Origin of the sequence: Cyclobacterium roseum (assembly GCF_010119225.1) — a bacterium.
GTDB classification, from domain to species: Bacteria; Bacteroidota; Bacteroidia; order Cytophagales; family Cyclobacteriaceae; genus Cyclobacterium; species Cyclobacterium roseum.
The window spans coordinates 12,133-37,505 of sequence record NZ_WNKF01000022.1 but is presented as its reverse complement, the minus strand read 5'-3'; the positions used below and the strand labels follow the sequence as shown (position 1 = coordinate 37,505).

Below are 25,373 nucleotides of genomic sequence, written 5' to 3'. Positions count from 1 at the left end.
TACTTTATCAATAGAAAAATTGCTCTATCTTGTTTACATCTAATTTAACAAAGGTCTTTATGCCCTCCGGACTGTAGTTTGGATTTTGGCAGGCAAACAGTTGTCCGGCCAGGTTTTCCATTTCCTGGGTTTTTAACATATCCCCCTTTTTAATAGCCGTTTTCTTCGCCAACGACCTTGCCAGATTTTCCTTTCTGCTAAGGGAAAGTTCATTTTTAAAATGTTTGAATTGCTCGAGCAATTCTTCAAACAACACTTTTTCACTGGATATCGAAATATCCGCCGGAACCCCGTTGATCAATAGCGAGTGCTGTCCAAAAACCGTCAACTGAAACCCTAAATCATTCAGCTCTTCCTTTAAGTCCATTACTAGCGCAAAATCGGCTGGACTCAAGTTAATGGTTTGTGGGAAAAGACATTGCTGGGAAGCTCCACCGGACTGCTCCAACTGCCGGAAGTAGCGCTCGTACAAGATGCGCTGATGAGCTGCCTGTTGGTCAAAGATAAGTAATCCGGAGGAAGTCTGCGCTATAATGTACGCTTGTTCTACCTGAAAGGTCTTCCCAGATCCCATGGATACCTCCGGGGAGGCCGATTGGGAACCTTCCTTTTCATTGGCTTTACTGGAAAAGGTCACCAATTGCCCCTCCTCAGGATCGCCCCTATCCGGATCAAATTGCAGGGCCCGGTCTTCCGGATTCTGCCGGAATAGCTGCTCCCAACCTTTGGTGCTTTTATTTTGCAGGGCAGGCCCTCGGTAAGTTCGGTAGTCGTTTTCGGCTCCTATTTCCTGCCGCTTTGCGCCATCAGTACTCCAGTTGTTAGCTAGATTCACATCCATGCTAAAATCGATCATGGGAACTACATGGTGTGCTCCCAGGGCTTGCTTGACTGCAGACCGGACCACTCCGTAAATGGTCCGTTCATCGTCAAACTTAATTTCGGTCTTCGTCGGATGAACGTTAATGTCAATGTGTTTGGGATCAATTGTCAGAAACAACACGTAAAACGGGTGTTGATCGGAGCTGATCAGGGCCTCAAATGCGTTTTGCACCGCATGGGCCAGGTAATTGCTTTTAATAAAGCGATTGTTGACAAAAAAGTATTGTTCTCCCCGGGTCTTTTTGGCCTGTTCCGGTTTCCCGATATACCCTTTGATGGAAATATGAGGTGATTCTTCCTGGCAGGCAATGAGTTGATTCCGGTATTGCTTTCCAAATACCCCAAGAATTCGCTTGCTGAGCTTTCCTTCGCTTAAGTTAAAGAGTTCCAGGTCATTTTGAAAGAACGAAAAGGCTACTTCCGGATAGGCCAGTGCCACGCGCTGAAATTCCTCCACCAAATGCCGGGTTTCAACTGCATGAGATTTTAAGAAATTTCTTCTGGCGGGCACGTTAAAAAACAAATTCTTGACGGAAATGGAAGAACCGTCCCGAAACACGACCGGCTCCTGTTTTTTCACCATCGAACCTTCAATGACGATGCAGGTTCCCAATTCATCCTCTGCCCGTTTGGTCTTCATCTCTACTTGTGCCACCGCAGCGATAGATGCCATGGCCTCTCCCCGGAACCCATGGGTCCGGATGGCAAACAGATCGTCTGATTTCCGGATTTTTGAAGTGGCATGCCGTTCAAAACACATGCGCGCGTCGGTGATAGACATCCCAATTCCGTCATCGACTACTTGAATCAGTGATTTGCCTCCATCCTTGACCACCACGGAAATGTTCCTTGCCTTCGCATCAATGGCATTTTCCAACAACTCTTTCAAGGCTGAAGCCGGTCGTTGCACCACCTCTCCTGCGGCAATTTGGTTGGCAATCGCATCGGGCAACAGCTGAATCAGGTCATTCATTTATTTTTTTTGGGTTTTAATTTGAACAAGCCAATGAGTAAGGCCACTGAGGCTCCCAGGTATAACACGTAATAGAAAAAATCAGGCCCCAAGTACAGGTATCCCACAAAGCCACCCACCAGCAACACAAAAATAATCATGCGCATCATACCGGTACTTTGCATCACCGACGATGGCTGTTTTTTGATTGGGCTCCCGCTGGTGAATGCGCCCCTGATACTGGATCCGTGGGAATAGCCACTATCTGCCTTTAATTTCTCTTCGGATTCAAGGACTCCCCTGGCTTCCAGTTCCCTTTTGATATTTTGCGTTCGTTGATCAATCTCTTCTCTTACGGGATCGTAATGCCTGGGATTTATTTGGAATCTTCTGGGTTGGTTGGTCCGGAATATAGATGGAAATTTCATTGTTATAACGATTGAATGCCCGGGATCTGCCAGGTTAACTTTTATCGGCTTTTCCTCTTCTCAAGTAGGTCAAAGCAAAAGTGGCTGAAACCGAACTTACTTAACTATTGTTTATTGAATAAAATAAATTCTGCTCATCACTTTTAAGTAGGTAGCTGATCGGAATTTATGTAATTTTGGTTAACTCTTTAGCCTATTGTCTGCAAAGTTATTCTTATTATTATAATCGATAAAATTTTAACGCCCCCATGTGTCAAAAAGTTTATGCATTGCCTTTTTGTTTCCTTTTGCTGCTAGCTTCCTTTACGGGTAATGGGTTGCAGGCCGCTTCCGATCCTTTCCCCGGAGAAAACAGCCCGAAACAGCAGCATTGGGTTGACAGTACTTTTAATTCCCTGAGTTTTGAAGAACGCCTGGGGCAACTATTTATGGTGGCGGCCTACTCTAATAAAGGATCCGCACATCGGGAAGAAATTTCACGCCTGATTCGCGAGGAAAATTTGGGAGGCTTGATATTTTTTCAGGGAGGTCCTGTCAGACAGGCGCATCTGACCAACCATTATCAGCAACTGGCTAAAACACCCCTCTTTATTGCCATGGATGCGGAATGGGGCATGGGGATGCGTCTGGACAGCGTATTGCAATTCCCCAAGCAAATGACCCTGGGCGCAGCCAGCGATGATGGACTGGTCTACCAAATGGGCAAGGAAATAGCCAGGCAGTTTAAGGAAATAGGCATGCATATTAATTTTGCCCCGGTAGTGGATGTCAACTCGAATCCGGAGAACCCGGTTATTGGTTACCGGTCGTTTGGAGAACAAAAGAACCTGGTCAGTAGAAAATCCCTGGCCTATATGAAAGGGATGCAAGATAATGGCGTCATGGCCAATGCGAAACATTTTCCAGGACACGGGGACACGAATGCAGACTCTCACTATACCACTCCTGTAATTTACAACAGCAAGGAACGGATAATGGACATTGACTTATATCCCTATCGGGAACTAATCGATGAGGGACTTATGAGCATCATGGTGGCCCATCTGCATATCCCCAGCCTGGGAAGTGAGGCGGACCTGCCTACCACGCTCTCACCAAAGGTAGTCACCGGGTTACTAAAGGAAGAAATGGGATTTCAGGGACTGATTTTCACCGATGCTCTGAATATGAAAGGGGTCAGCAATCTATACAAGCCGGGGCAGGTAGACTTAATGGCCCTCCTGGCTGGAAATGATATCCTGCTTTATGCAGAAGATGTGCCCAAATCCAAAGCCCTAATCCTGAATGCAGTGGAATCCGGTATAATCACCCGGGAGGAAATAGATCTCCGAATACGCAAAATACTCCATGCAAAATACTGGGCCGGATTGCACCAAAAACAAGAAGTATCCACCCAAAAACTGGTAGAGAGAATCAGTAATTTTGGTACGCAAGCACTGATAGAACAGCTTTATGCTGCTTCCATTACGGTGGTCAACAACCAGGAGCAAGCCATCCCTGTACGGCACCTGGATATGGAAAATATGGCCTCGCTTACATTGGGTGGCAGGGGAGAAACCTTTAAAAACTACCTGGACAAATATACGGAATTTACCCATTTCACTTTACGACCAAACAGTAATCGGGACAACTACGCCGCCATGGAGCGCAACCTGAAGGATTTTGGCACCATCGTGGTCGGGGTGATGGGCATGAGCAATAATCCTCGGCGGAATTTTGGATTAAATACCGAGGAAATTGAGTTCATTAACCGTTTGCAGAATGACCATAAAGTCATCACAGTGGTTTTCGGCAATGCCTACGCGGCTGAAAATTTCAAGGGACAGGAGAATCTCATTTTAGCCTACGAGGAGAACGATTTCACCGAAAGCCTGGCACCTCAGGTAATTTTTGGAGGAAGGGCAGGGACCGGAAAGCTCCCCATTAGTATCTCGCAAACCTGGAGTCAGGGGCATGGCATCGCTACGCCACATCTGGACCGGCTGGCATACAGCACCCCGGAAGCCCAACAGATGGACAGCCGGGTTTTGATGAAAATTGACGACCTGATGGAAAAGGCCATTTCATCGAAAGCCACCCCGGGAGGCACTGTGCTGGTCGCTAAAAATGGTGCGGTGGTCTTTGAAAAATTCTATGGGCACCTGGATTACGAAAAAAACGTACCCGTCACGGACAAAACCATGTACGACCTGGCTTCCCTTACCAAGGTGTTGGCTACCACACAGGCCATTATGTTCTTAGAAAACCGGGGATTCATTTCGTTGGACGAACCTTTACAAACGTATCTACCGGAGCTTAAGGGAACCAATAAGGCCCCACTACGCATCCGGGATATTTTAACCCATGAAGCCGGATTGGTGCCCTACATTCCTCATTTCACCAATACCCTGGAAGGAACGGAATGGAAGGAAGAATACTACAGCAGTGAACATAAATCCCCGTATACCATTCCGGTAGCCAAGGGCGTTTTTGCCCACCATGCCCTTCCGGACAGTGTATGGAAATGGACGCTAGCCTCAAACCTCCGGTATGTCCGTCCCCGGAATGGAAAATACAGTTACCGGTATTCAGACGTGGGGATGTACCTGCTACACCGCTTGATCGAAACACGGGTAAACCAACCCATGAATGAGTTTTTGGAACAACATTTCTACCATCCATTGGGCATGTATCGCTTTGGGTATTTACCCCTACAGAAATACAAACCAAAGGAAATCGCTCCTACCGAAGACGATCGCATCTTCAGAAAAACCCTGGTACAGGGATACGTTCATGACCCGGGAGCCGCATTGTATGGCGGAGTGGCCGGTCATGCGGGACTCTTCGGCACGGCAAATGATCTGGCCAAAATAATGCAAATGATGCTTCAGGACGGAAAATATGGTCCGGTAGAACTGCTCAATTCCGAAACGATAGAAAAATTCACCAGTAAGCAATCCTTCCGCAGCCGGCGTGCATTGGGTTGGGACAAACCGGACCCGGAAAAAGACAAAGGACCCACGGGCAACCTGGCTTCCTTAAGCACCTTTGGCCATACGGGTTTTACCGGAACGGCCGCCTGGGCCGATCCGGAAAATCAGTTGATTTATGTGTTTTTATCCAACCGGGTACACCCTGATGCGGGAAATAATCGACTACTACGTGAAAACATTCGTTCAGACATTCAGGATATTATCTATAATTCCATAAAAAGTGAGTTCCTTTTGGCGGGAAAATGAACAAAACAATATAGGTCTGGTGTTGAACTTGGATAAAATAGCCTTCACAAAAATCTTTTAGGATGAAAATCGGGATCGTCTGTTACCCCACCTTCGGTGGAAGCGGAGTAGTCGCAACTGAGTTAGGCAAAGCGCTAGCCGCTAAGGGTCACCAGATTCATTTTATCACCTACAGCCAGCCCACCAGACTTGATTTTTTCAGCGAAAATCTCTTTTACCACGAGGTGGATATTAAGAGTTACCCGCTTTTTGAACACGCCCCATACGAACTGGCACTGGCTAGTAAAATGGTAAATGTGGTTAAATACGAGCAATTGGACTTGCTTCACGTTCACTATGCCATTCCTCATGCATCAGCGGCCTATATGGCCAAGCAGATATTAAAACGACAGGGAATCATCATTCCGGTAGTGACCACGCTACACGGCACAGACATTACCCTGGTGGGAAAAGATCCCAGCTATGAGCCCGTCGTTACCTTTAGCATCAATGAATCGGATGGCGTAACGGCCGTTTCGGAAGACCTAAAAAAGGACACCTTATTGCACTTCGACGTGGATAACCACATTGAGGTTATCCCGAACTTTATCGATCTAAATCGCTTCAAAAAACAAAAGAAAGAACATTTTAAGCGCGCCATATGCCCAAATGATGAAAAACTCATGGTTCATACGTCCAATTTCCGCAAGGTAAAGCGGGTGGATGATGTGATTCGGGTTTTTTTTGAAGTTCGAAAAGTCATCCCCTGCAAACTATTACTGGTAGGAGACGGTCCGGAAAGGGATAAAATGGAAAGGCTTTGCCGACAACTGGGGACCTGCGAGGACATCCGGTTTCTAGGCAAACTGGAGGCGGTAGAGGAAGTGCTGTCCGTAGCGGATCTATTTATCATGCCTTCCGAAAAAGAAAGCTTCGGATTGGCCGCCTTGGAAGCCATGGCCTGTGAAGTCCCTTTGTTGACTAGCAATGTAGGCGGAATACCCGAATTAAACATCAATGCTGAAACGGGATTTTTATGCGAAGTAGGAAATATCGAAGAGATGACCGAAAAGGCACTGATTATCCTGGATGAAAAAAACCTGCCTGTTTTTAAAAAAAATGCCCTCGCCAGAGCCAAGAAATTCGACGTGACGGCCGTTTTACCCTTATACGAGGCCTTTTACACGAAAACCATCGAAAATACCCTGCTTGCCGAAAATCAATGAGTGAAATCAGGTATGTTTTTTGCTATTTTTGAAACCAGTTACGGCCCTCAATACGTTAAATTGACAAATAATACCAAATGATGGTTTTAATGCCTACATTAGGTATTAAAAGAACGCACATTGACCAAACGTTACATAAAGAATGAAAAAAATTGGAAGATTGGACCGGCCAGATAATAGCGGTTCCGCCAAAATGTTTACCAATCCCGCATTGGAAAAACTAAGCAGGACCCATATCAGCATACCTATCGCCATTTTTCTAGGTGTAGGCCTTTTTTCGTTATATTTTGGAATTTTTACAGCCAGTATTTCCTTCTGGAAAGGAGCGGGTTTATTATTAAGCGGATTTGTGTTTTTTACATTCGTGGAATACCTATTGCACCGGTATGTCTATCATATGGTTCCCGATACCCGCTGGAAGGATAAATTACAATATTCCGTCCACGGAGTGCACCACGATTACCCCAAAGACAAGGACCGATTGGCCATGCCTCCGGTTATATCGGGGCTTTATACGGTAATACTCTATTTCCTTTTTGAGTTTATCATGGGTGACATGGTCTTCTATTTTCTCCCCGGATTCCTGGTCGGTTATGCCTTGTACCTGGGGGTGCATTTCACCGTCCATGCTTACCAACCGCCAAAGAATTTCCTCAAAATTTTATGGGTCAATCATGCGATTCACCATTACAAAGACCCGGATGTAGCCTTTGGAGTCAGTACGCCGCTTTGGGATTATGTATTTGGTACCGCTCCGAAAAAACACTGATATAAGCAGCCTTTTCGGCGATCCTGAGAGGGCCAGGTATATTCATTTATTTTGAAGGTGCTTTGATCGGCAAAAAAAAGGTTGACGCACTGATTTCAATTTCGGAAAGAAATTGTTTTTCTCCGAAAACCAAAAATAATGACAATAAGTATAATTGGACTAGGCTGGCTGGGCCTCCCGCTGGCCGAATTCCTTCAACAGAAGGGGTTTTCAGTAAAGGGTAGTACCCGCAGCCAGGAAAAAAAAGCGCATCTGGTTCGGCAGGGAATTCAGGCGGATCAACTGCTGCTCAGTCCCGGTCTTGCCGCTACTTTCCCCTCTCAGCTTTTTGAGACAGACCTTTTATTTATCAATATCCCGCCATCCCGCCGCACCAAGTCAGATGATTTTCACCCCCAGCAAATCAAGTACCTGAGGCAAGTAATCAGAGAGCTGGGCATTGGAAAGGTGGTCTATGTGAGTGCTACTTCCGTTTACCCCAGCCAGAATCAAATCGCCCGGGAAACCGATGAACTCACTGCGGAGACTACCGGGAATCCGGCTTTATGGCATGCAGAGCAGCTTTTGTGGGAAGAAAAAACCTATGACCTTTCGGTTCTTCGTTTTGGAGGGCTATTGGGCGATGACCGGATCCCGGGAAGGTATTTTTCAGGAAAAGAACAGGTCCCCGGGCATCCTCCGGTCAATTACATTCACCGGAAAGATGCAGTCCAGGCTATTTATTGGCTAATCGATCAACACCTTTGGAACGAAACATTTAACATCGTGAGCCCCGAACACCCGGCTAAAAAAGTCCTTTTCGAAAAAAATGCCGCTGAACTAGGCTTTCCACCTCCTGCCAGTTATGAAAGTCCTCCCGCGCAAAAATGGAAAGAAATATCCAGCGAAAAATGGCAGCAAACCGGTTTTCAGTTTGAATATCCAAACCCTTTGGATTTTTCCTATTTCGGATAAGGATGCCCGGCGTTCATTTTCCGACCCACAAGCCCCTTCCGGTTTATTACTCGGAAATCAGCCTATTTATCAAAATCTCATCTTTTTTTGACTCAACCCCTGTCCTGATATCAGGGAATTCAGAATCAACTTTTACGAAAGAGATAAGAAAAAAAGGATATACTACCATATTTATAAATACAAACTATTATATGGATGTTAAAAAACAAAAATGCTGATAATCAGTTCTATTTGTATAACCGCATATGCGGTTTTTATTAAATAACATAAAGACTTAATTTTGATTTCTGAACATTTCAAACTATGGATAAATATTCTTATATCTCCAATGCCCATGTAGCCTACATCGATGAGCTGTATGAGGATTACCGGACGGACCCAGAATCCATTGATAGCAGCTGGAAGGCTTTCTTCGATGGGTTTGAATTTGCAATAAACAAATATGGGGAAGATGAAAATGGAGGTGCCGAAGCGGGGAGCAGTACTGCCGTCAATGGCAACCTGGCTACCAAAGGCACCATCATGGACATGGAGCGATTGCCAAAGGAAATAAAAGTCAGAGCGCTGATCCATGCCTACCGCTCCCGGGCACATTTGCGCTCCAAAACCAATCCGGTAAGGGAAAGGCGAGACCGGAAGGCTCTTTTGGACCTGGATGATTTTGGATTAGATAAAAATGATCTGGACACCGTATTCCAGGCCGGGAACGAGATTGGTATAGGTGATGCCAAGTTATCCAAAATCATTGAGTCCCTAAAAATCATCTATGAAGGATCCATGGGATTTGAATACCTCTACATACGCGATCCCGAAATGCTCGATTGGTTTCGGATCAAGGTAGAAAAGGAAGCTCTGGAATTCAATCCGCCGCTGGAGGATAAAAAAAGAATTTTATCCAAGCTGAACGAGGCCGTTGTCTTTGAAAATTTTCTCCATACCAAGTATTTGGGGCAAAAGCGATTTTCATTGGAAGGTGGAGAGAGTACCATCCCTTTTTTAGATGCCCTTATCAATAAAGCGGCTGACCTGGGAGTGGATGAGGTGATGATCGGAATGGCCCACCGGGGTCGTCTGAATGTATTGGCCAACATCATGGGAAAAACCTATGAGCAAATCTTCTCTGAATTTGAAGGAACGGCAAAACCGGACCTGACCATGGGGGATGGGGATGTGAAGTACCATATGGGCTTTTCTTCGGAGGTACCTGCCAAAAACGAAAAGCTGATGATCCTGAAACTGGCACCCAACCCTTCCCACCTGGAAGCGGTCAACCCGGTGGTAGAAGGCTTTGTACGTGCTAAAATAGACGATCATTACCAGGGTGACGAAGACAAAATGATCCCGATCCTGATACATGGCGATTCCGCCGTAGCCGGACAGGGAATCGTGTATGAAGTTACCCAAATGGCGAATCTAAAAGGCTACTACACCGGGGGTACTATCCATTTCGTCATCAATAACCAGGTAGGGTTTACGACGGACTTTGACGATGCCAGAAGTTCGATCTATTGTACGGATGTAGCCAAGATCATTGATGCCCCGGTTATCCATGTGAATGGAGATGATCCGGAGGCGGTGGTCTATGCTGCCAAACTTGCCGTCGAATTCCGCCAGAAATTCAACCAGGACATTTTTATAGACATGGTCTGCTACCGAAGGCACGGTCACAACGAATCGGATGAACCCAAATTTACGCAGCCGGAATTATACAATCTGATTTCCAAGCACCCCAACCCAAGAGAGATTTATAATAAAACCTTGCTGGAAAGGGGGCAGGTAGATGCGAAGCTGGCCAAACAAATGGATAAAGAGTTTCGGCAACTGCTTCAGGATCGATTAAATATGGTCAAAGAAAAACCCCTACCTTATACCTCCTCTCCTTTCGAGAAAGCATGGGAAGCTTTGCGCAGGGCCAAACCGGAAGATTTTGAGAAATCCCCGGAAACGGCCATTCCCCTGGAGGATATAGAAAAAGTCGCCGAAGCACTTACCTATCTGCCAAAAGGCTTTAAACCCATCAAGCAGATTGAAGCCCAGCTCAAGCAACGAAAGGAGATGTTTTTCCAAACCAAAACCCTGAATTGGGCGGCTGCGGAATTACTGGCCTATGGATCCCTGCTTTTGGATGGCAAAACCGTTCGGATTACCGGTCAGGATTGCCAGCGGGGCACCTTTTCCCATCGGCATGCGGTGGTTCATGACGCCAACACCAACAAGCCGCATAATTCCCTGAAGGAACTTAAAGAGAGTAAAGGGAAATTTTACATCTACAATTCCCTCTTGTCAGAATACGCTGTTCTGGGCTTTGAATATGGGTATGCCATGGCAAACCCGAATGCATTGACGGTCTGGGAAGCCCAGTTTGGCGACTTTGCCAACGGTGCCCAAACCATGATCGACCAATTCATCACTTCAGGCGAATCCAAGTGGCAAAAAATGAATGGTCTGGTCATGCTTTTACCCCATGGGTATGAAGGGCAGGGTCCGGAACATTCCAATGCCCGACCGGAACGTTTTCTTCAGTTGGCAGCGGAGTACAACGTAATCGTTGCCAATATCACGGAACCTTCCAACTTCTTCCATTTGTTGCGACGACAACTGGCCTGGAATTTCAGAAAGCCCTGCATCGTCATGTCGCCCAAATCCCTGCTTCGACACCCTAAAGTAATGTCCCCAATTGCAGAATTCACCAAGGGTGGGTTTCGGGAAGTACTGTTAGACGATCAGGTGGATGTAAAAAAAGTAAAACGCATCGTCCTTTGTTCGGGAAAGATCTATTACGACCTGATCGAGATGAGGGAAAAGGAAAAGGTCGAAGATGTGGCTATCATCCGCCTGGAGCAAATTCACCCCCTTCCTAAAAACCAGCTATTGGATGCCATTAAAAAATACGGGAAGAAAACCGAAACCGTTTGGGTTCAGGAGGAGCCGGAAAACATGGGCTACTGGGCCTTTATTGTCAGGAATCTATTTAAAGATCTGAACATGGATGTCATTGCCCGAAAGCCAAGTGCTTCGCCTGCTACCGGCTATCATAAAGTCCATCTGGAAGAACAAAAGCAAATTTTGGAAAAAGCTTTAAAAATTAATTCTTAATTTCCCTTTTCATTTTCAGTTTATAACATAAATCGAGATAAATGCTAACCGGAACTTTATGCATGATCCGGTAAAAATCAAATAACCGATGAGTATAACAATCAAAGTGCCTGCCGTGGGCGAATCCATCACCGAGGTTACTGTAGGACAGTGGTTTAAGAATGATGGCGAATTTGTAGAAATGGATGAGGTTCTATGTGAACTCGAATCTGATAAAGCTACTTTTGAGTTGACCGCTGAAGCGGCGGGAATACTGCACACAAAAGCTGAGGAAGGGGACACCCTCGAAATAGGAGCTGCCATTTGTGAAATCGATCCGGAAGGATCGGAGTCGGCTGCCAGCGAGAAACCAACTGAGGAGGAAACCAAACCTTCCGGGAAAAATGAAGGCAGCTCGAAAAAATCCGGGGAAGTAAAAGAAATGCATGTCCCTACTGTGGGTGAATCCATCACCGAGGTGACCCTGGCCACCTGGCTCAAAGAGGATGGCGATCATGTATCCCTGGACGATATCATTGCCGAAGTAGATTCGGATAAAGCGACCTTTGAACTCCCAGCCGAAGCGACCGGAATATTGAGGCAAGTAGCAAAGGAGGGAGATACCCTGGAAATAGGCGGGCTGATATGTAAAATTGAAGTAACCGACGGGGTTCCGGAGGAACAGGAGGAAAAAACACAGGAAAAAAGCAGTCAGCAGTCAATCCAGGCTGATGGTAAGAAGGAAGAAACGTATGCCGCTGGCCATGCTTCACCGGCGGCATCTAAAATCCTGGCTGAAAAAGACATTGACCCCAAATCCGTAAATGGCACGGGCAAAGACGGCCGTATCACCAAGGAGGATGCCCTCAAAGCCGAGCAACCGAAAGCCAAGCCAGCCTCTGATAAAGCCGCCACACCTGAAAAAAGCAAAGCGGAAGCGCAACCCAACGAAGGGAAGAAAGCCGGAGCGCGTGATAGTCGGAGAGAGAAAATGAGCTCGCTGAGAAAAACCATCTCCCGGCGCCTCGTTTCTGTAAAAAATGAAACGGCCATGTTGACCACCTTTAACGAGGTAAACATGAAGCCCATCATGGATCTACGGAAGCAATACAAAGACAAATTTAAAGAGCGGTATGAGGTAAACCTGGGTTTTATGTCATTCTTTACCAAAGCGGTATGCATCGCTTTGGAGGAATGGCCTGCGGTCAATGCTCAAATAGACGGCAATGAAATTATTTACCATCATTTCTGTGACATTTCCATTGCCGTTTCGTCACCCAAAGGTTTGGTAGTCCCGGTGATCCGGAATGCGGAACAGCTTTCATTTGCAGAAATCGAAAAAGAAGTGGTGCGGCTGGCAATTAAGGCAAGAGAAGGCAAACTGACCATCGATGAAATGACCGGGGGAACCTTTACGTTAACCAACGGCGGTATCTTTGGGTCCATGATGTCCACGCCAATCATCAACGCCCCGCAAGCCGCCATTTTAGGCATGCACAATATTGTAGAAAGACCAATGGCCGTGAATGGTGAAGTTAAGATCCTTCCCATGATGTACCTGGCCCTTTCTTACGATCACCGAATTATTGATGGGCGGGAATCGGTAAGTTTTCTGGTGCGTGTGAAAGAACTGCTGGAGGATCCTTCCCGATTATTACTAGGCATTTAACTTTTTCTCACGTAACCCTGCCTGAAGGTATTAAAAAGGCAGGAATATAAACCACGATCAAGTATGTATGATTTAATCGTAATCGGTTCCGGGCCAGGTGGCTATGTCGCCGCAATAAGGGCGGCACAACTGGGCCTGAAAACTGCCATTATCGAAAAATATTCCACCCTTGGCGGCACCTGCCTCAATGTTGGCTGCATTCCATCCAAAGCCTTGCTAGACTCCTCGGAGCATTACCACAATGCGGCCCATACCTTCAAAAACCATGGTATTGACCTGAAGGACCTGAAGGTGAATTTCAAACAAATGATCGAACGGAAGCGGGATGTCGTCAAGCAAAATGTAGATGGCATTCAGTACCTGATGAAAAAAAATAAAATTGACGTTTTTCAGGGATTGGGATCATTCAAAGATAAAAACACCGTAAGCATCGCCAAAGAGGATGGGAAAAAGGAAGAAATCGAGGGCAAAAACATCCTCATTGCCACCGGTTCCAAACCTGCCAACCTGCCATTCATCTCACTGGACAAAGACAGGATTATTACCTCCACGGAAGCGCTTGAGCTAAAAGAAGTACCGAAGCATCTGATTATCATTGGAGGAGGCGTTATTGGCTTGGAACTGGGTTCAGTCTATGCGAGGCTAGGGGCAAAAGTTTCCGTCGTTGAATACCTGGACAGCATCATCCCCACCATGGATAAAACCATGGGAAAAGAGCTGCAAAAATCGCTGAAAAAGTTAGGTATGGAATTCTACCTCAAGCACAAAGTCACTGGAGTGGAAAAAAAGGGGAAGGAGGTAACCGTTACAGCCGAAAATTCGAAAAAGGAAACAGTGAATCTAAAAGGGGATTATGTTTTGGTATCCATCGGAAGGAAACCCTATACCGAAGGATTGAATACAGAAGCCGCCGGCGTTAAACTCAATGATAAGGGTCAGGTAGAAGTAGACGAACACTTGAAAACATCCGCAGACAACATCTATGCCATCGGAGATGTGGTAAAAGGGGCCATGCTTGCCCACAAAGCGGAAGAAGAGGGGGTATTTGTAGCCGAGCAGCTGGCCGGTCAAAAGCCTCATATCAATTACCTGTTGATCCCCGGCGTGGTTTACACCTGGCCGGAAGTAGCTTCAGTGGGCTACACAGAAGAGCAGCTCAAGGAAAAAGGTATTCAGTACAAAACCGGAAAATTCCCCTTTATGGCTTCTGGCAGAGCCAGGGCAAGTGGAGATATCGACGGGCTCGTGAAGGTGATGGCGGATGCTGAAACGGATGAGATTTTAGGAGTACACATGATCGGACCCCGTACTGCGGACATGATAGCAGAAGCGGTAGTGGCCATGGAATACCGGGCCTCAGCCGAGGATATTGCCCGAATGTCCCATGCTCACCCTACCTATACGGAAGCGTTTCGCGAGGCCTGCCTTGCCGCTACCGATAACCGGGCACTACACGTGTAACATCCGGGTCATTAATCTAAAAGCCCCTGAGCTCATCAGGGGCTTTTTTTTATCATTAGAAAAGCACCTAATAATCCACCGGAGCTAAGGGCAAAACATCAGATAAAATCCATCAGCGTTTCCAGTTTCATTCCCCGGCTACCCTTGATCAGAATCTGGTAGTCCTCCAGGGAAGAATCCTGTAGCCAATTTCGCAAGGAAAAAGAGTCTGGGAAGTACAGGGCATACGGTACCTTCGGTAAGGCATGTTGTATGAGTTCGCCGGTCAGGCAGACCTTATCCAGGCGCATCCTTTGCAACAATTCTCCTAGTTTTTCATGTTCTTCCCTGGTATGGGGACCCAACTCTAACATGTCCCCGAGAATCACCATTTTGTACCGGCGCTTATTCAGTTTTTCAAAAGCGTTGAGGGCTTCTTCCATGCTGGAGGGGTTCGCATTGTACGCATCCATAAAAATCCAATTACTCCTTTTTTCCATTATCTGGGAGCGCATGTTGGCTGGGACGTAGCTGGCGGCTGCCCTGGCAGCATCCCCGGCCGGAACGCCAAAAAAAGCACCTACACAAATGGCTGCGGCTATATTATCAAAATTATAGCTTCCTATCAACGCAGAAGTATAACGTTCCGAACCACCTTCCACACTAAACCTCACATACGGATCTGCATCCAGCATGGATACCGAACAGAAATCACCCGTACCCGGAAACAATACCGGATCTTTAAACCTGCGTATCATTTGCGAGAAGACCTGTTGTTTGGTATTGATAAACACCTTCCCTTCTGACTCCAGTAGAAACTGGAAAAGTTCGGTTTTTGTCTTCAATACTCCTTCCGGCCCCCCCATCCCTTCCAGGTGCGCTTTGCCGATATTGGTAATCAACCCATGGGTAGGCAAAGCGATATGACATAGCTCTGCGATATCCCCCTGCTTGTTGGCTCCCATTTCGATGATGGCAATTTCGGTCTCCTCCGTTATCCCCAAGAGGGTCAATGGAACGCCAATGTGATTATTAAGATTACCTGCTGTCGCATGAACCTGGAATTTCCGTGACAATACCGACTGCATTAATTCTTTGGTGGTGGTTTTTCCGTTGGACCCGGTGAGACCAATGACGGGTAGATCGAATTTTTTTCTATGGAAAGTGGAAAGGTCTTGAAGTGCTTTCAGCGCATCTTCGACCAGAAAATACTTCTCTCCTGCCCCCACTTCAGGATCGTCTACTACTACCAGGGAAGCCCCTAATTCCAGGGCTTTTGCCGCATAACGGTTTCCATCAAAATTTGGTCCCTTAAGGGCAAAAAACAGTTCCCCCGATTGTAGTTTTCGCGTATCCGTACAAACACCCGTAGCGAACTGAAAGTGGTTATACAATTGTGTGATCTTTTCCATTGCTGGTACGTTGCTTCCAAATGCTAAAAATCAGGGGTATATAGCTCCCCGTTCAGGCAAAAGTAACATATCCGTTTTCATTTTTTATCGTTAAAGAACAAAAATAACTATAATAATGGCTCGCAAACCATTAATTTCACCTCAAAGCTTACAAGCAGATATCCAACTCCTGATGACTCGAACGTACTTGGTTCTATTCCTGACAATTGGCCTTTTTATGAAGGGCCATTCCCAGGACATATTTCAGATTGAATCAGACATCCGCGTAGTTTCCAACTCCGAACAGGAATTTACCATGCCTTTTGCGGGAGGTATCAACGCTTCCCAGTTCCAGCAATTTGATCTGGATGGAGACGGGGTGGAAGAATTGATCATTTGGGATATCAATGCGGGTAGAATACATGCCTACAAGGAAACTGCTACCGGGTACCAGTACTTTCCAGGCGCAGAATACTTTTTTCCGGAGGATGTCAATGCCTTTCTGCTGCTGGCAGACTTTGATCAGGACGGAAAAAAGGATTTGTTTACCGGCTCTCCTTTCGGAATCAAAGCATACCGGAACATTTCTGTTGCGGAGGATCCGTTTCCTGACTGGGTAGTAGCTCAAGAATTCCTGAGACTAGAAAATGGATCCAATCTGACTGCAAATATACTGGATGTACCTTTGATCGATGACCTGGACGGGGACGGAGACCTGGATGTACTCACCTTTAATTTTGCTACCGGGGATTACCTCGAATATTACCGGAATACCAGCGTGGAGCGTGGCGGAGCGCCAGACATTGACGGTTTTGCCGCTGCTGTAAATCGATGGGGGAATTTTGAATTTTGCGGTTGTGATGCGATTAGTTTTGGACAGACCTGCGGCGGACAGCCCATTACTGTGAATTCGTCGCCCAGCTCCCTCCGGACCATGCATTCCGGTGGTCATACACTGCTCTACCAGGATTTTGACGGAGATGGGACTAAGGATTTACTTATCGGTCAGGACTTGTGCAAAACACTGTATTTTCTTCCCAATCAGGGAACGGACAACGAGCCCTTTTTCGAAACGTTTTCCAAATCACTTCCGGATTTTGGTGCTTTACCCGAATTCCCGATTTTTCATGGTGCCTTTTCTTTGGGAGAAAAGTTAGTCGTATCCAGCCACTCCTCCGAACCTGCCCTCAATAGCGGAGCTGATTTTTCTAATAGTGTGTATTTGCTTCGACCCGACCAGTCGGACCCCGTTGAAACCCCGGCTTTTTTGCAGGAGCAAATGTTGGATTTCGGAGAAAATTCCCGCCCTTACTTTGCCGGAAACCAATTACAGGGAAATTTATATGTTGGAGCGAATGTGCTAACGGATAAAGGCGTTCAGGGCCGGATTTTTGAATTTGAGCTAACGGATAAAACGCTACGGTTAATTAACGATGACTTTATGGAATTGTCAAAAACGACCGTTCTGGAACCCGGTTATCAGCAATTCACCAATGCTTCCAATCAAACTTTTCATATACTCAGCACCGAAGTATACACCAATCAGATTCCAGAGAAAAAGCTATGGTTTTCTCCCCTATCCGCTCCTGAGGAAAAAATAGCAATTTCATTGCCTGAATTTACCATGCGGGGATCAGATCAGGTATACCTGTTTCATGATTCGAGCGATAATTATCTCCTATTGGCCCGGCAGACGGGAGAATTGGTATTGTTTTCGATTTCAGATAATACTGTTCCAGAGGTAAGGTTGCTGGAACGGGAGTTTCTTGGTTTTGTCGATAACCCGGTAAGCAGAAACCTTTCGGTGGCTGTGACTTCCGGTCCCCAGCCACATTTGATGGCCATTGACCAGCGGGGAATAATGTATGCCGTAAAAGATATTTTAGGAATGCCGGAAATCAATCCGGTTTTCATTCAGGTAGCGGAAAAGACATTTGAGAATACCCGATACGGTAGAAATACCTGGGTAAGTTTTGTCCCGGGACTTCTGGGGGAAAAACCCGACTTGATAGTTGGAAGCCGGGGCGGAGGACTAGAGTATTTGAGCAGGATTCAGAATCCTGATGGTGAGGTACCGGACCGCATGGAGGTGCTGGTATTTCCTAATCCCAGTGAAGGGAAAAATATTCAATTAATTGTCAATCAAGGGAAAGTGAAACTTTCTATCTTTGATAGCAACGGCAAGCTGGTAAAATCGGGGCTTTCCCTTACTGAAAACGAAAGAAACGAAATTGACCTCTGGGGCTACCCTCCGGGGTTGTATTTGTTGGAATTTCAGGCTCCCGATCATCCAAGGATTTACAGAAAGCTCTGGTTGCGCCCCTAGGTATTATTTTAAGTTAAAGGCATCTGCATCTTTCCAGGCGGGAAATTTCTTCCGGTATTCGATAAGTGCGTCGCCCTCAAGGGTAACCCGAACAATTCCCTCCTTCTCTCCCCCGTTGGCGAGGCAATTCCCCTTAAAATCATATGCTGCAGAATGGCCGCAGTAACTTACTCCATTTCCATCCTGTCCGACCCGGTTAACGCCCACGCAATAAGCCAGGTTTTCCACCGCTCTGGCTTGAAGCAAAATATCCCACGCCTGAACCCGGGGGGCAGGCCATGAAGCTACATAGAAAATCAGATCGTAATCCATTACCCCCTCTTCGGAGGCCTGGTTTCGGGACCAAACCGGAAACCGTAGGTCGTAACAGACCTGTGGTCGTATCTTCCAGCCTTTCAGGGTAAAAAACTCGTTTTTGGTACCCATCGAGTAGAAGTCGTCTTCGTCAGCCATTCGAAAAAGATGCCTTTTATCGTAATAGGATACTTTCCCACTGGGTTCTACCCAAAGCAGGCGATTATAAAAGTCTTTCCCGGCTTTGATGATGACACTACCCGTAATTACGGCATTCATTTGCCCTGCCATTTGCTGCATCCACCGGGTACTGTGCAAGTTCATCGGTTCGGCCTGACTCCCGGTATTCATGGTAAAGCCAGTTGTAAACATTTCGGGAAGTACCAATAGGTCGGCCTTACCTTCCATACGCCATATTTTCTCCTCAAACATGGCCAGGTTAGCTGCAGAATCTTCCCAATGAAGTGCTGTTTGAAATAAAGCTAAGGTGATATTTTCCATAAACGGGTCGCTACTAAAAATACGAAAAACAGCTTATCAGCCGGGATAGACCATGCGGTAGTCGGTAGGTACTTTTCCTTTGCTGATGTCCAATAATTTTCCTTTAACCATCCGCTTTTTCAACCCTTTGAGGTAATCGACAAAAAGAATGCCTTCCAGATGGTCGTATTCGTGCTGGATTACCCGAGCGGTCATACCGGAAAATTCCTCCTCTTTCAGGTTCCAGTTTTCATCAAAATACTCAATGGTCAATTTTTCAGGACGGGTAATCTCTGCGCGTATTTCGGGTATGCTAAGGCAACCTTCTTCAAAAACATATTTATCACCATATTCATCCAGGATTATGGGGTTAATAAACGCTTTTCTAACTCCCTTTTCCGTATCATCCTCATCCAACATCAAACTGCTATCGATCACGAACAGCCGAATTCCCTTATTTATCTGGGGAGCCGCCAGCCCTACGCCGCTAGCCAGTCCCATGGTCTCAAACATGTCTTTGACCAAACCTTTTACATCTTCACCTTCCTGTATTTCTTCGGCTTCTCGTTTCAAAATAGGGTTTCCATATGCGACTATGGGGTATATCATCTCTTTTCAAGGTAAGTTTGTAATATAATGGCCGCACTGATTTTATCCAGATTACCAGCCTTTTCTCTTCTGTCCTTCTTGCTGCTTCCCATTTCTATCATGGTTTGCATGGCTAATTTGGAAGTAAAGCGCTCATCGACCGTGACCACTTCGACAGCCGGATAGCTTCGTTTCAGTTTTTTCTCCAACGCCAACACCGGCTGCGTCATTTGCGTGTCTTTTCCGTCCAAAGATTTTGGGAAACCAATCACTATTGCTGTAACTTCTTCCTTTTCCAAATATAATTTTAGATAGGTAAACAAATTATGTGTTGGGATAGTTTCCAGGGGATTGGCCACCATGCCCAGCGGGTCTGTCACGGCCAGACCCGTTCGCTTGGTCCCCAGGTCTATGGCCAGAATCCGGCCCATTAATTGTTTTTTATTTGGAGGGTGAGTTTACGCTTAACTTCCTTTTCCAACTCAATCGCTTTGGGAAAAAGCAGGTCATTCTCAATTTTCGCATGGATTATCAGCTCTTCTTCCAACTGCTGCAACTCATGGAAAAGAACTTTCATAGACACTGTTGCACTTTTCGGTATATGGTAATCGTTGGTAAGTTTTCGTATCCCCTCCATCTCATCGTCATGAGCTTCATGGTCAGCCGCCATGATCGCAATGGGGGGCAGGGTGAATACCTGGATGGCATCTGTAAGGGGTAACATGGATGCATCGATATCTCGCAGAAGACTAATTCTCCGAAACAGGGTATCTTCTTCTTCATGGATATGATGAATAAAATCATCCACAAAGAGGGGGAACATTAACCTCATGTCTGTCATCAGGTTTTTATGTTCCGAACCTAATTCAATCCCCTCCACCATACTTGACAAAAAGGGAAGTGCTTGTCGCACGAAGTACCGGTGTTTTTTCTTAAGGTAGCCTACCACCAATTCTATGGGGTGCAGGTACAATTCCTCTTTGGTAGGCTCCTTTCTGGAGGCCCAGTCTTCCAGTGCAGCTATTACCTGCGAAGGGTTCACTTTATGCGCCTGACATGCCTCTACCAAAGAATGGGTTTCATGCTGAAAAAAACGGATGCCAAAATAATGCAATACCCCCGCCAGAACGTGGTTTTCACTGACCAGATCCGCGATGGACTTTTTATCGTTGTATTCAAAGGCATGCATGGCTACAAAATTAAAATAAATTAACGTAAAAAAAGGGATGTTGCGGCATCGATTTGAATTTAATTGCGTTAATTTAAACGAAACGCATTCAATGCATGTTTAATTGTATATTTGGTTAAAATGAATTATATTAAACGATGCATTTTCTTGCATGGTAAAAATAAAACCGAGACAACGTGAGTATAGAGAAAAACACCAAAGCACAGATCAGACTCCCCCTTTTTCTTGCCCTGGGTATTTCAGCAGGAATATGGATTGGAGCGACCTTTGCAGAACCAAAAACAGACAGGAATGATTTAAAATCGGCAATTTATAAAGTGCAGGAGATCATTACCTATATCAACAGGGATTATGTGGACAGTGTGGACACCAATGAGTTGGTAGAATTTGGCATTGAAAAAATGTTGGGAAAACTGGATCCGCATTCCAGCTACATTCCTGCCGAAGATGCCGCGCTGGCTAAATCTCAATTAGAAGGAGAGTTTGACGGGATTGGAATTGAATTCGGTATTTTAAGAGACACTATTTACGTTGTTTCGCCGCTAACAGGAGGGCCATCCGAGAAAGTTGGCCTGCTTCCTGGCGACCAAATCGTAAAGGTAGATGGCGAAACGGTTGCCGGAACCGGAGTTACCAACCGGGACGTATTCGACCTGTTGAGGGGACCTAAAGGAAGTGAGGTAGTGATTGATATCAAAAGGAAAAACGAATCCGATCTGCTGGAATACAAAATTGTCAGAGATAAGATCCCTCAGCACAGTGTCAACGCCTCTTACATGATTGACAATCAAACCGGTTATATCAAAATAACCCGATTTGCCGCCAATACCCACGAGGAATTCCGATCGGCTTTACAGGAGCTCAAAGGAGATGGAATGGAACGTTTGATTCTGGATCTTCAGGGTAACCCCGGAGGTTACATGGGGGCCGCCATCAACATTGCTGATGAAATTTTAGATGATAATGCTGTCATCGTCTCGCAGGAAGGTAAACTCAAGCGCTACAGCCAAAAAGCAAGGGCCATCAGGCCGGGTGCCTTCGAAGATGGTTCTGTAGTGGTACTGGTAAACGAAGGAAGCGCATCCGCATCGGAGATCGTCGCTGGGGCCTTGCAGGACAATGACCGGGGATTAATTGTGGGTCGAAGGACCTTTGGAAAAGGACTGGTACAAATGCCCATAGACCTGTCGGATGGTGCTGAGCTAAGACTCACCATCGCACGATACTATACACCCTCTGGCAGATCCATTCAAAAGCCCTATGGTGAAGATGAAGAAGAATACGCCATGGACTACTATAATCGCTTAGAGCACGGTGAATTTTTCAATGCGGATAGCATAGAATTTAACGACAGCTTGAAATACCAGACGGTAAAAGGAAGAACCGTGTATGGCGGAGGAGGGATTATGCCAGATTACTTTGTTCCGCTAGACACCACTATGACCAGTTCTTACGTAAGCAGATTGTTTAACTCTGAATCCTGGAGAGAGTTCATTCTGGATTACCTGGATACGAACAAGCAAAAGTTTGAAAATATGTCGTTTGAGGAATTCCATAACGAATTCAACGTTTCAGACGGTATGCTAAACACCTTGGTTAAGACCGGTGAAAAATACGATGTTACCTACAACGAGAAAGATTTTAATAAATCCAAAGTCTATTTGAAAATACTTCTCAAAGCGCACATGGCTAGGAACATTTACGATGACAATGCCTTTTATAAAGTCATTAATGACATCAATGAAGTCTACCAGCAAGCAATAAAATTGTTAGACAAAGCGGAAAACCTAGCGTTTTTCGATGAATAACTCAGTATAACATTCAAAAAAAGCCAGAATTTAACATTCTGGCTTTTTTTTATTTCTTAGATTTGGTATCTCTCATCATTTCAGACAATACCCAAAAGCTATGAATCAGAAAAGCATAATTCCTTCAGTAATCATTTTATTAATTTTCATTTCTATGAATGCGTACAGCCAAACCAAAATCAATCATTTTGCCGTATATGCCAAAGATCTCCAAGAAAGCAGCAAATTTTATGAAGAGGTTGTAGGTTTGACAACAATTGAAGAACCTTTTAAAGACGGGCTTCATGCCTGGTATGACATAGGATTTGGGCTCTCCATGCACCTTATTGAACGGGAAAAGCCCTGGAAAGAGCCTGTAATAGACAAAACAAACCACCTTTGCTTTAGTGTGCAAGACCTGGATAGTTTTATCGAAAAATTGGGGCGGCACAACATTCCCTTTGAAGACGCGGTGGACAACAAGGGTAAGATTAATATCCGCCCGGATGGGGTCCGTCAAATTTACATCCAGGACCCGAACGGCTATTGGATTGAAATCAACGACGAATACTAATTCCATTTCAAAAAAAAAGGCTGAACCATCGATTTTGGTTCAGCCTTTTTTGTTAGCGGTTGAGAACAGCTATTCGTAAATAGCCGCTGGCCAGGAATCGTTGGCAATGTTCACGTCAGGAAGTAATTTGTCCGGATCAATCTCTACTTTCGTTAGCTTTTTATCCGATCGGTGCTGGTAATTCCATCGATCTCCCCGCTGCCAAATTTCGACAGGAAGCATGACCGTCTCTTTGGACCCATCCTCATACGTTAAGCCTAGTTTTACAGGCATGGGCACTTCTCCTTTGTTTGAAAGGATAATCACTTGATCGTTTCCGTAAGAGACCACGTTTTCGATGGCCAAATCAATATTACCGGTACCATAAAACCAGGATTTCCAAAACCAGGATAAATTTTCACCTGCCACGTTTTCCATAATGTTGAAGAAATCACTGGGTTGTGGGTGTTTATAAGCCCAGGCTTCAATATATGCCTTAAATGCATTATCAAAGCGTTCCTCTCCTAGCACATACTCCCGAAGCATGAGCAATCCCATGGCTGGCTTCATATAGGCAATCATACCCAAATTAGAAGTATTGGCCACATCGGGATAGGTGTCTATGCCTTCTCTATCGGGATTGGTGAGCCAATTGACATACCGGCGGGTCTGTTCCAAATCGGATCCATATTCCCCATCATTAAAAGCTTCTGAACTGTAATGATTGATAAAGGTATTGAACCCTTCATCCATCCAGGCATATCTCCTTTCGTTCGTCCCCACTATCATAGGGAACCAGTTGTGCCCAAACTCATGATCCGTAACTCCCCAAAGAGACCTCTCGGTACTTTTATAACTGCAAAAGTTCAAGCCCGGATACTCCATCCCATTGATATCGGCAGCCACATTTACGGCTACCGGGTAGGGATATTCGTACCATTTCTGAGAATAATACTCAATGGAAGCTTTGCTATATTCGGTGGACCTTCCCCAGGCCTCCTGTCCATCACTTTCTTTAGGATAAGCACTTTGTGCCATGGCTTTTTTACCACTGGGCAAGCGAATCATGGATGCGTCCCATATAAAGGCTTTGGAGGATGCAAAAGCCACATCCCTGGCATTCTCAATCTTGAAGTGCCAGGTACTCGTTCCCTCTTGCTTGGGGCGGGTAATTTCCGGTTGGGTTACCTCCTCGGGCCGAACCAAATAAACCGTGGTATCGCTATTACCTGCTGCTTCCATTCGCTCCTGCAATTCGTTGCTAAGCACCTCTTTTGGATTTTGCAGTGCTCCGGAACCTACCACTATGTGATCGTAGGGGACCGTCACTTTGTATTCAAAGTCCCCGTATCCAAGGTAAAACTCTCCTGCACCCAGGTACGGTTCAATATTCCATCCTACCACATCGTCAAACACAGCCACTCGCGGGTACCACTGTGCCAGGGCATAAATGGTGCCGTCTTCCACTGCCAGTCGACCCATCCGGTCCATCCCCTTTTCGGGTATTTTAAACTCGAAGTTCATCGAAACGCTGGCTTTCCCGCCGTTTGCTGCAATAGGTTCATCAAAAAAGACCTGCATGCGCGTATCTGAAATCAGGTATCGTGAGGAGGCATTACTTCCCCTTTTGTCCAATTGAGCAGATACATTACTGATAGCATATCCCCCATCCATATCCCCTGAATAGCGATTTCCTTGAATGGGTGTGGTAAGCGAACCTCTGGAATCTGCTTTAAAGCGATTCTGCTCCAAATGCAACCAGATGAACGGCAACGAATGCGGGCTATTATTGGTATAGGAAATGACTACTCTCCCTGCCAGAACGTGTTCCGTTTCATCCAGGGTAACTTCAAGTAAGTAATCCGCTCCGTTTTGCCAATACTCAGGTCCCGGCACACCTGATGCCGAGCGGTAGGCAGAACCTCGTTTATACATAAAGTCATTGAAATCTTCCTGGTTATTTTCGGTCTCCTGAGCCGCCAAAAAATGGGCGGAAAACAGGAGCATTACAACCATCCATTTACCAAATTGCGTATGCCTCATCATTTTTTCTTTTTGCCAATTTAATAGATTTATGTAAAAAAAGAGAAATATCAGACGCAAGAAATAACCATCCGAATTAAAGTGGTTTCCCATCAATTTACTTACCTAAAGCACTATATTCGATCCATTA

The 25,373-nt window shown here is 45.7% G+C and carries 18 protein-coding genes; 10 read left to right on the top strand and 8 right to left on the bottom strand.

What is annotated here, in order from left to right; translation table 11 throughout:
- Positions 1-7 precede the first annotated feature (7 nt).
- Both mutL and GJQ68_RS21065 read right to left on the bottom strand, forming a co-directional pair.
- Positions 8-1,855 (bottom strand): DNA mismatch repair endonuclease MutL, encoded by a 1,848-nt coding sequence (mutL, locus tag GJQ68_RS21070; protein ID WP_162419251.1) that lies wholly within the window; start codon positions 1,853-1,855, stop codon positions 8-10.
- Positions 1,852-2,262 carry a hypothetical protein gene (locus GJQ68_RS21065; protein WP_162419250.1) on the bottom strand — a complete coding sequence of 137 codons (411 nt, stop codon included), beginning with the start codon at positions 2,260-2,262 and terminating at the stop codon, positions 1,852-1,854. Before GJQ68_RS21065 ends, mutL begins: the two co-directional genes overlap by 4 nt.
- 248 nt (positions 2,263-2,510) lie before the next feature.
- On the opposite strand from GJQ68_RS21065, the gene GJQ68_RS21060 reads away from it, so the two are divergent.
- The 7 genes from GJQ68_RS21060 (at position 2,511) to lpdA (ending at position 14,613) form a co-directional block, all read left to right on the top strand.
- Positions 2,511-5,480 carry a glycoside hydrolase family 3 N-terminal domain-containing protein gene (locus tag GJQ68_RS21060; protein ID WP_162419249.1) on the top strand — a complete coding sequence of 990 codons (2,970 nt, stop codon included), beginning with the start codon at positions 2,511-2,513 and terminating at the stop codon, positions 5,478-5,480.
- A 62-nt stretch (positions 5,481-5,542) separates the two neighbouring features.
- Positions 5,543-6,685, top strand: a complete 1,143-nt coding sequence (gene bshA / locus GJQ68_RS21055; RefSeq protein WP_162419248.1) for an N-acetyl-alpha-D-glucosaminyl L-malate synthase BshA — start codon at positions 5,543-5,545, stop codon at positions 6,683-6,685.
- Positions 6,686-6,827: 142 nt separating this feature from the next.
- The gene (locus GJQ68_RS21050; protein WP_162419247.1) at positions 6,828-7,454 is read left to right on the top strand and encodes a sterol desaturase family protein; all 627 of its coding nucleotides are present in this window, start codon (positions 6,828-6,830) and stop codon (positions 7,452-7,454) included.
- 138 nt (positions 7,455-7,592) lie between these two features.
- The gene (locus tag GJQ68_RS21045; RefSeq protein WP_162419246.1) at positions 7,593-8,408 is read left to right on the top strand and encodes an NAD(P)-binding domain-containing protein; all 816 of its coding nucleotides are present in this window, start codon (positions 7,593-7,595) and stop codon (positions 8,406-8,408) included.
- Between the two features lie 303 nt (positions 8,409-8,711).
- Positions 8,712-11,504 carry a 2-oxoglutarate dehydrogenase E1 component gene (locus GJQ68_RS21040; RefSeq protein ID WP_162419245.1) on the top strand — a complete coding sequence of 931 codons (2,793 nt, stop codon included), beginning with the start codon at positions 8,712-8,714 and terminating at the stop codon, positions 11,502-11,504.
- 88 nt (positions 11,505-11,592) lie between these two features.
- On the top strand, positions 11,593-13,152 hold the full coding sequence (gene odhB, locus GJQ68_RS21035; RefSeq protein WP_162419244.1) for a 2-oxoglutarate dehydrogenase complex dihydrolipoyllysine-residue succinyltransferase: 1,560 nt from the start codon (positions 11,593-11,595) through the stop codon (positions 13,150-13,152).
- Positions 13,153-13,215: 63 nt separating this feature from the next.
- Positions 13,216-14,613, top strand: a complete 1,398-nt coding sequence (gene lpdA, locus GJQ68_RS21030; protein WP_162419243.1) for a dihydrolipoyl dehydrogenase — start codon at positions 13,216-13,218, stop codon at positions 14,611-14,613.
- Positions 14,614-14,711: 98 nt separating this feature from the next.
- Here lpdA and GJQ68_RS21025 read toward each other — a convergent pair whose 3' ends face one another.
- Positions 14,712-16,004, bottom strand: a complete 1,293-nt coding sequence (locus GJQ68_RS21025) for a UDP-N-acetylmuramoyl-tripeptide--D-alanyl-D-alanine ligase (protein WP_162419242.1) — start codon at positions 16,002-16,004, stop codon at positions 14,712-14,714.
- Between the two features lie 115 nt (positions 16,005-16,119).
- Between GJQ68_RS21025 and GJQ68_RS21020 the strand changes: the two genes are divergently transcribed.
- Complete coding sequence (locus tag GJQ68_RS21020) at positions 16,120-18,309, top strand: T9SS type A sorting domain-containing protein (protein ID WP_235941831.1); 2,190 nt, start codon at positions 16,120-16,122, stop codon at positions 18,307-18,309.
- A gap of 3 nt (positions 18,310-18,312) precedes the next feature.
- On the opposite strand, the gene GJQ68_RS21015 is transcribed toward GJQ68_RS21020, so the two are convergent.
- From GJQ68_RS21015 to GJQ68_RS21000, 4 genes are read right to left on the bottom strand one after another with little or no spacing between them, the layout of a single operon-like run.
- Entirely contained in the window at positions 18,313-19,104 is a 792-nt protein-coding gene (locus GJQ68_RS21015; protein ID WP_162419240.1) for an amidohydrolase, read from the bottom strand.
- 36 nt (positions 19,105-19,140) lie between these two features.
- Positions 19,141-19,692 (bottom strand): peptide deformylase, encoded by a 552-nt coding sequence (def, locus tag GJQ68_RS21010; RefSeq protein WP_162419239.1) that lies wholly within the window; start codon positions 19,690-19,692, stop codon positions 19,141-19,143.
- Positions 19,689-20,102, bottom strand: coding sequence for a Holliday junction resolvase RuvX (ruvX, locus tag GJQ68_RS21005; RefSeq protein ID WP_162419238.1), 414 nt, complete (start codon positions 20,100-20,102; stop codon positions 19,689-19,691). The genes def and ruvX overlap by 4 nt, the downstream gene beginning before the upstream one ends.
- Positions 20,102-20,860: a hemerythrin domain-containing protein gene (locus GJQ68_RS21000; protein WP_162419237.1), complete on the bottom strand. Its 759-nt coding sequence runs from the start codon at positions 20,858-20,860 to the stop codon at positions 20,102-20,104. The genes ruvX and GJQ68_RS21000 overlap by 1 nt, the downstream gene beginning before the upstream one ends.
- A gap of 176 nt (positions 20,861-21,036) precedes the next feature.
- Here GJQ68_RS21000 and GJQ68_RS20995 point away from each other — a divergent pair, with 176 nt between their 5' ends.
- Together GJQ68_RS20995 and GJQ68_RS20990 are read left to right on the top strand one after the other, a co-directional pair.
- Entirely contained in the window at positions 21,037-22,668 is a 1,632-nt protein-coding gene (locus GJQ68_RS20995) for a S41 family peptidase (protein WP_162419236.1), read from the top strand.
- Between the two features lie 154 nt (positions 22,669-22,822).
- The gene (locus tag GJQ68_RS20990) at positions 22,823-23,221 is read left to right on the top strand and encodes a VOC family protein (protein ID WP_162419235.1); all 399 of its coding nucleotides are present in this window, start codon (positions 22,823-22,825) and stop codon (positions 23,219-23,221) included.
- A 69-nt stretch (positions 23,222-23,290) separates the two neighbouring features.
- On the opposite strand, the gene GJQ68_RS20985 is transcribed toward GJQ68_RS20990, so the two are convergent.
- On the bottom strand, positions 23,291-25,243 hold the full coding sequence (locus GJQ68_RS20985) for a M1 family metallopeptidase (protein ID WP_162419293.1): 1,953 nt from the start codon (positions 25,241-25,243) through the stop codon (positions 23,291-23,293).
- Positions 25,244-25,373: the final 130 nt, after the last annotated feature.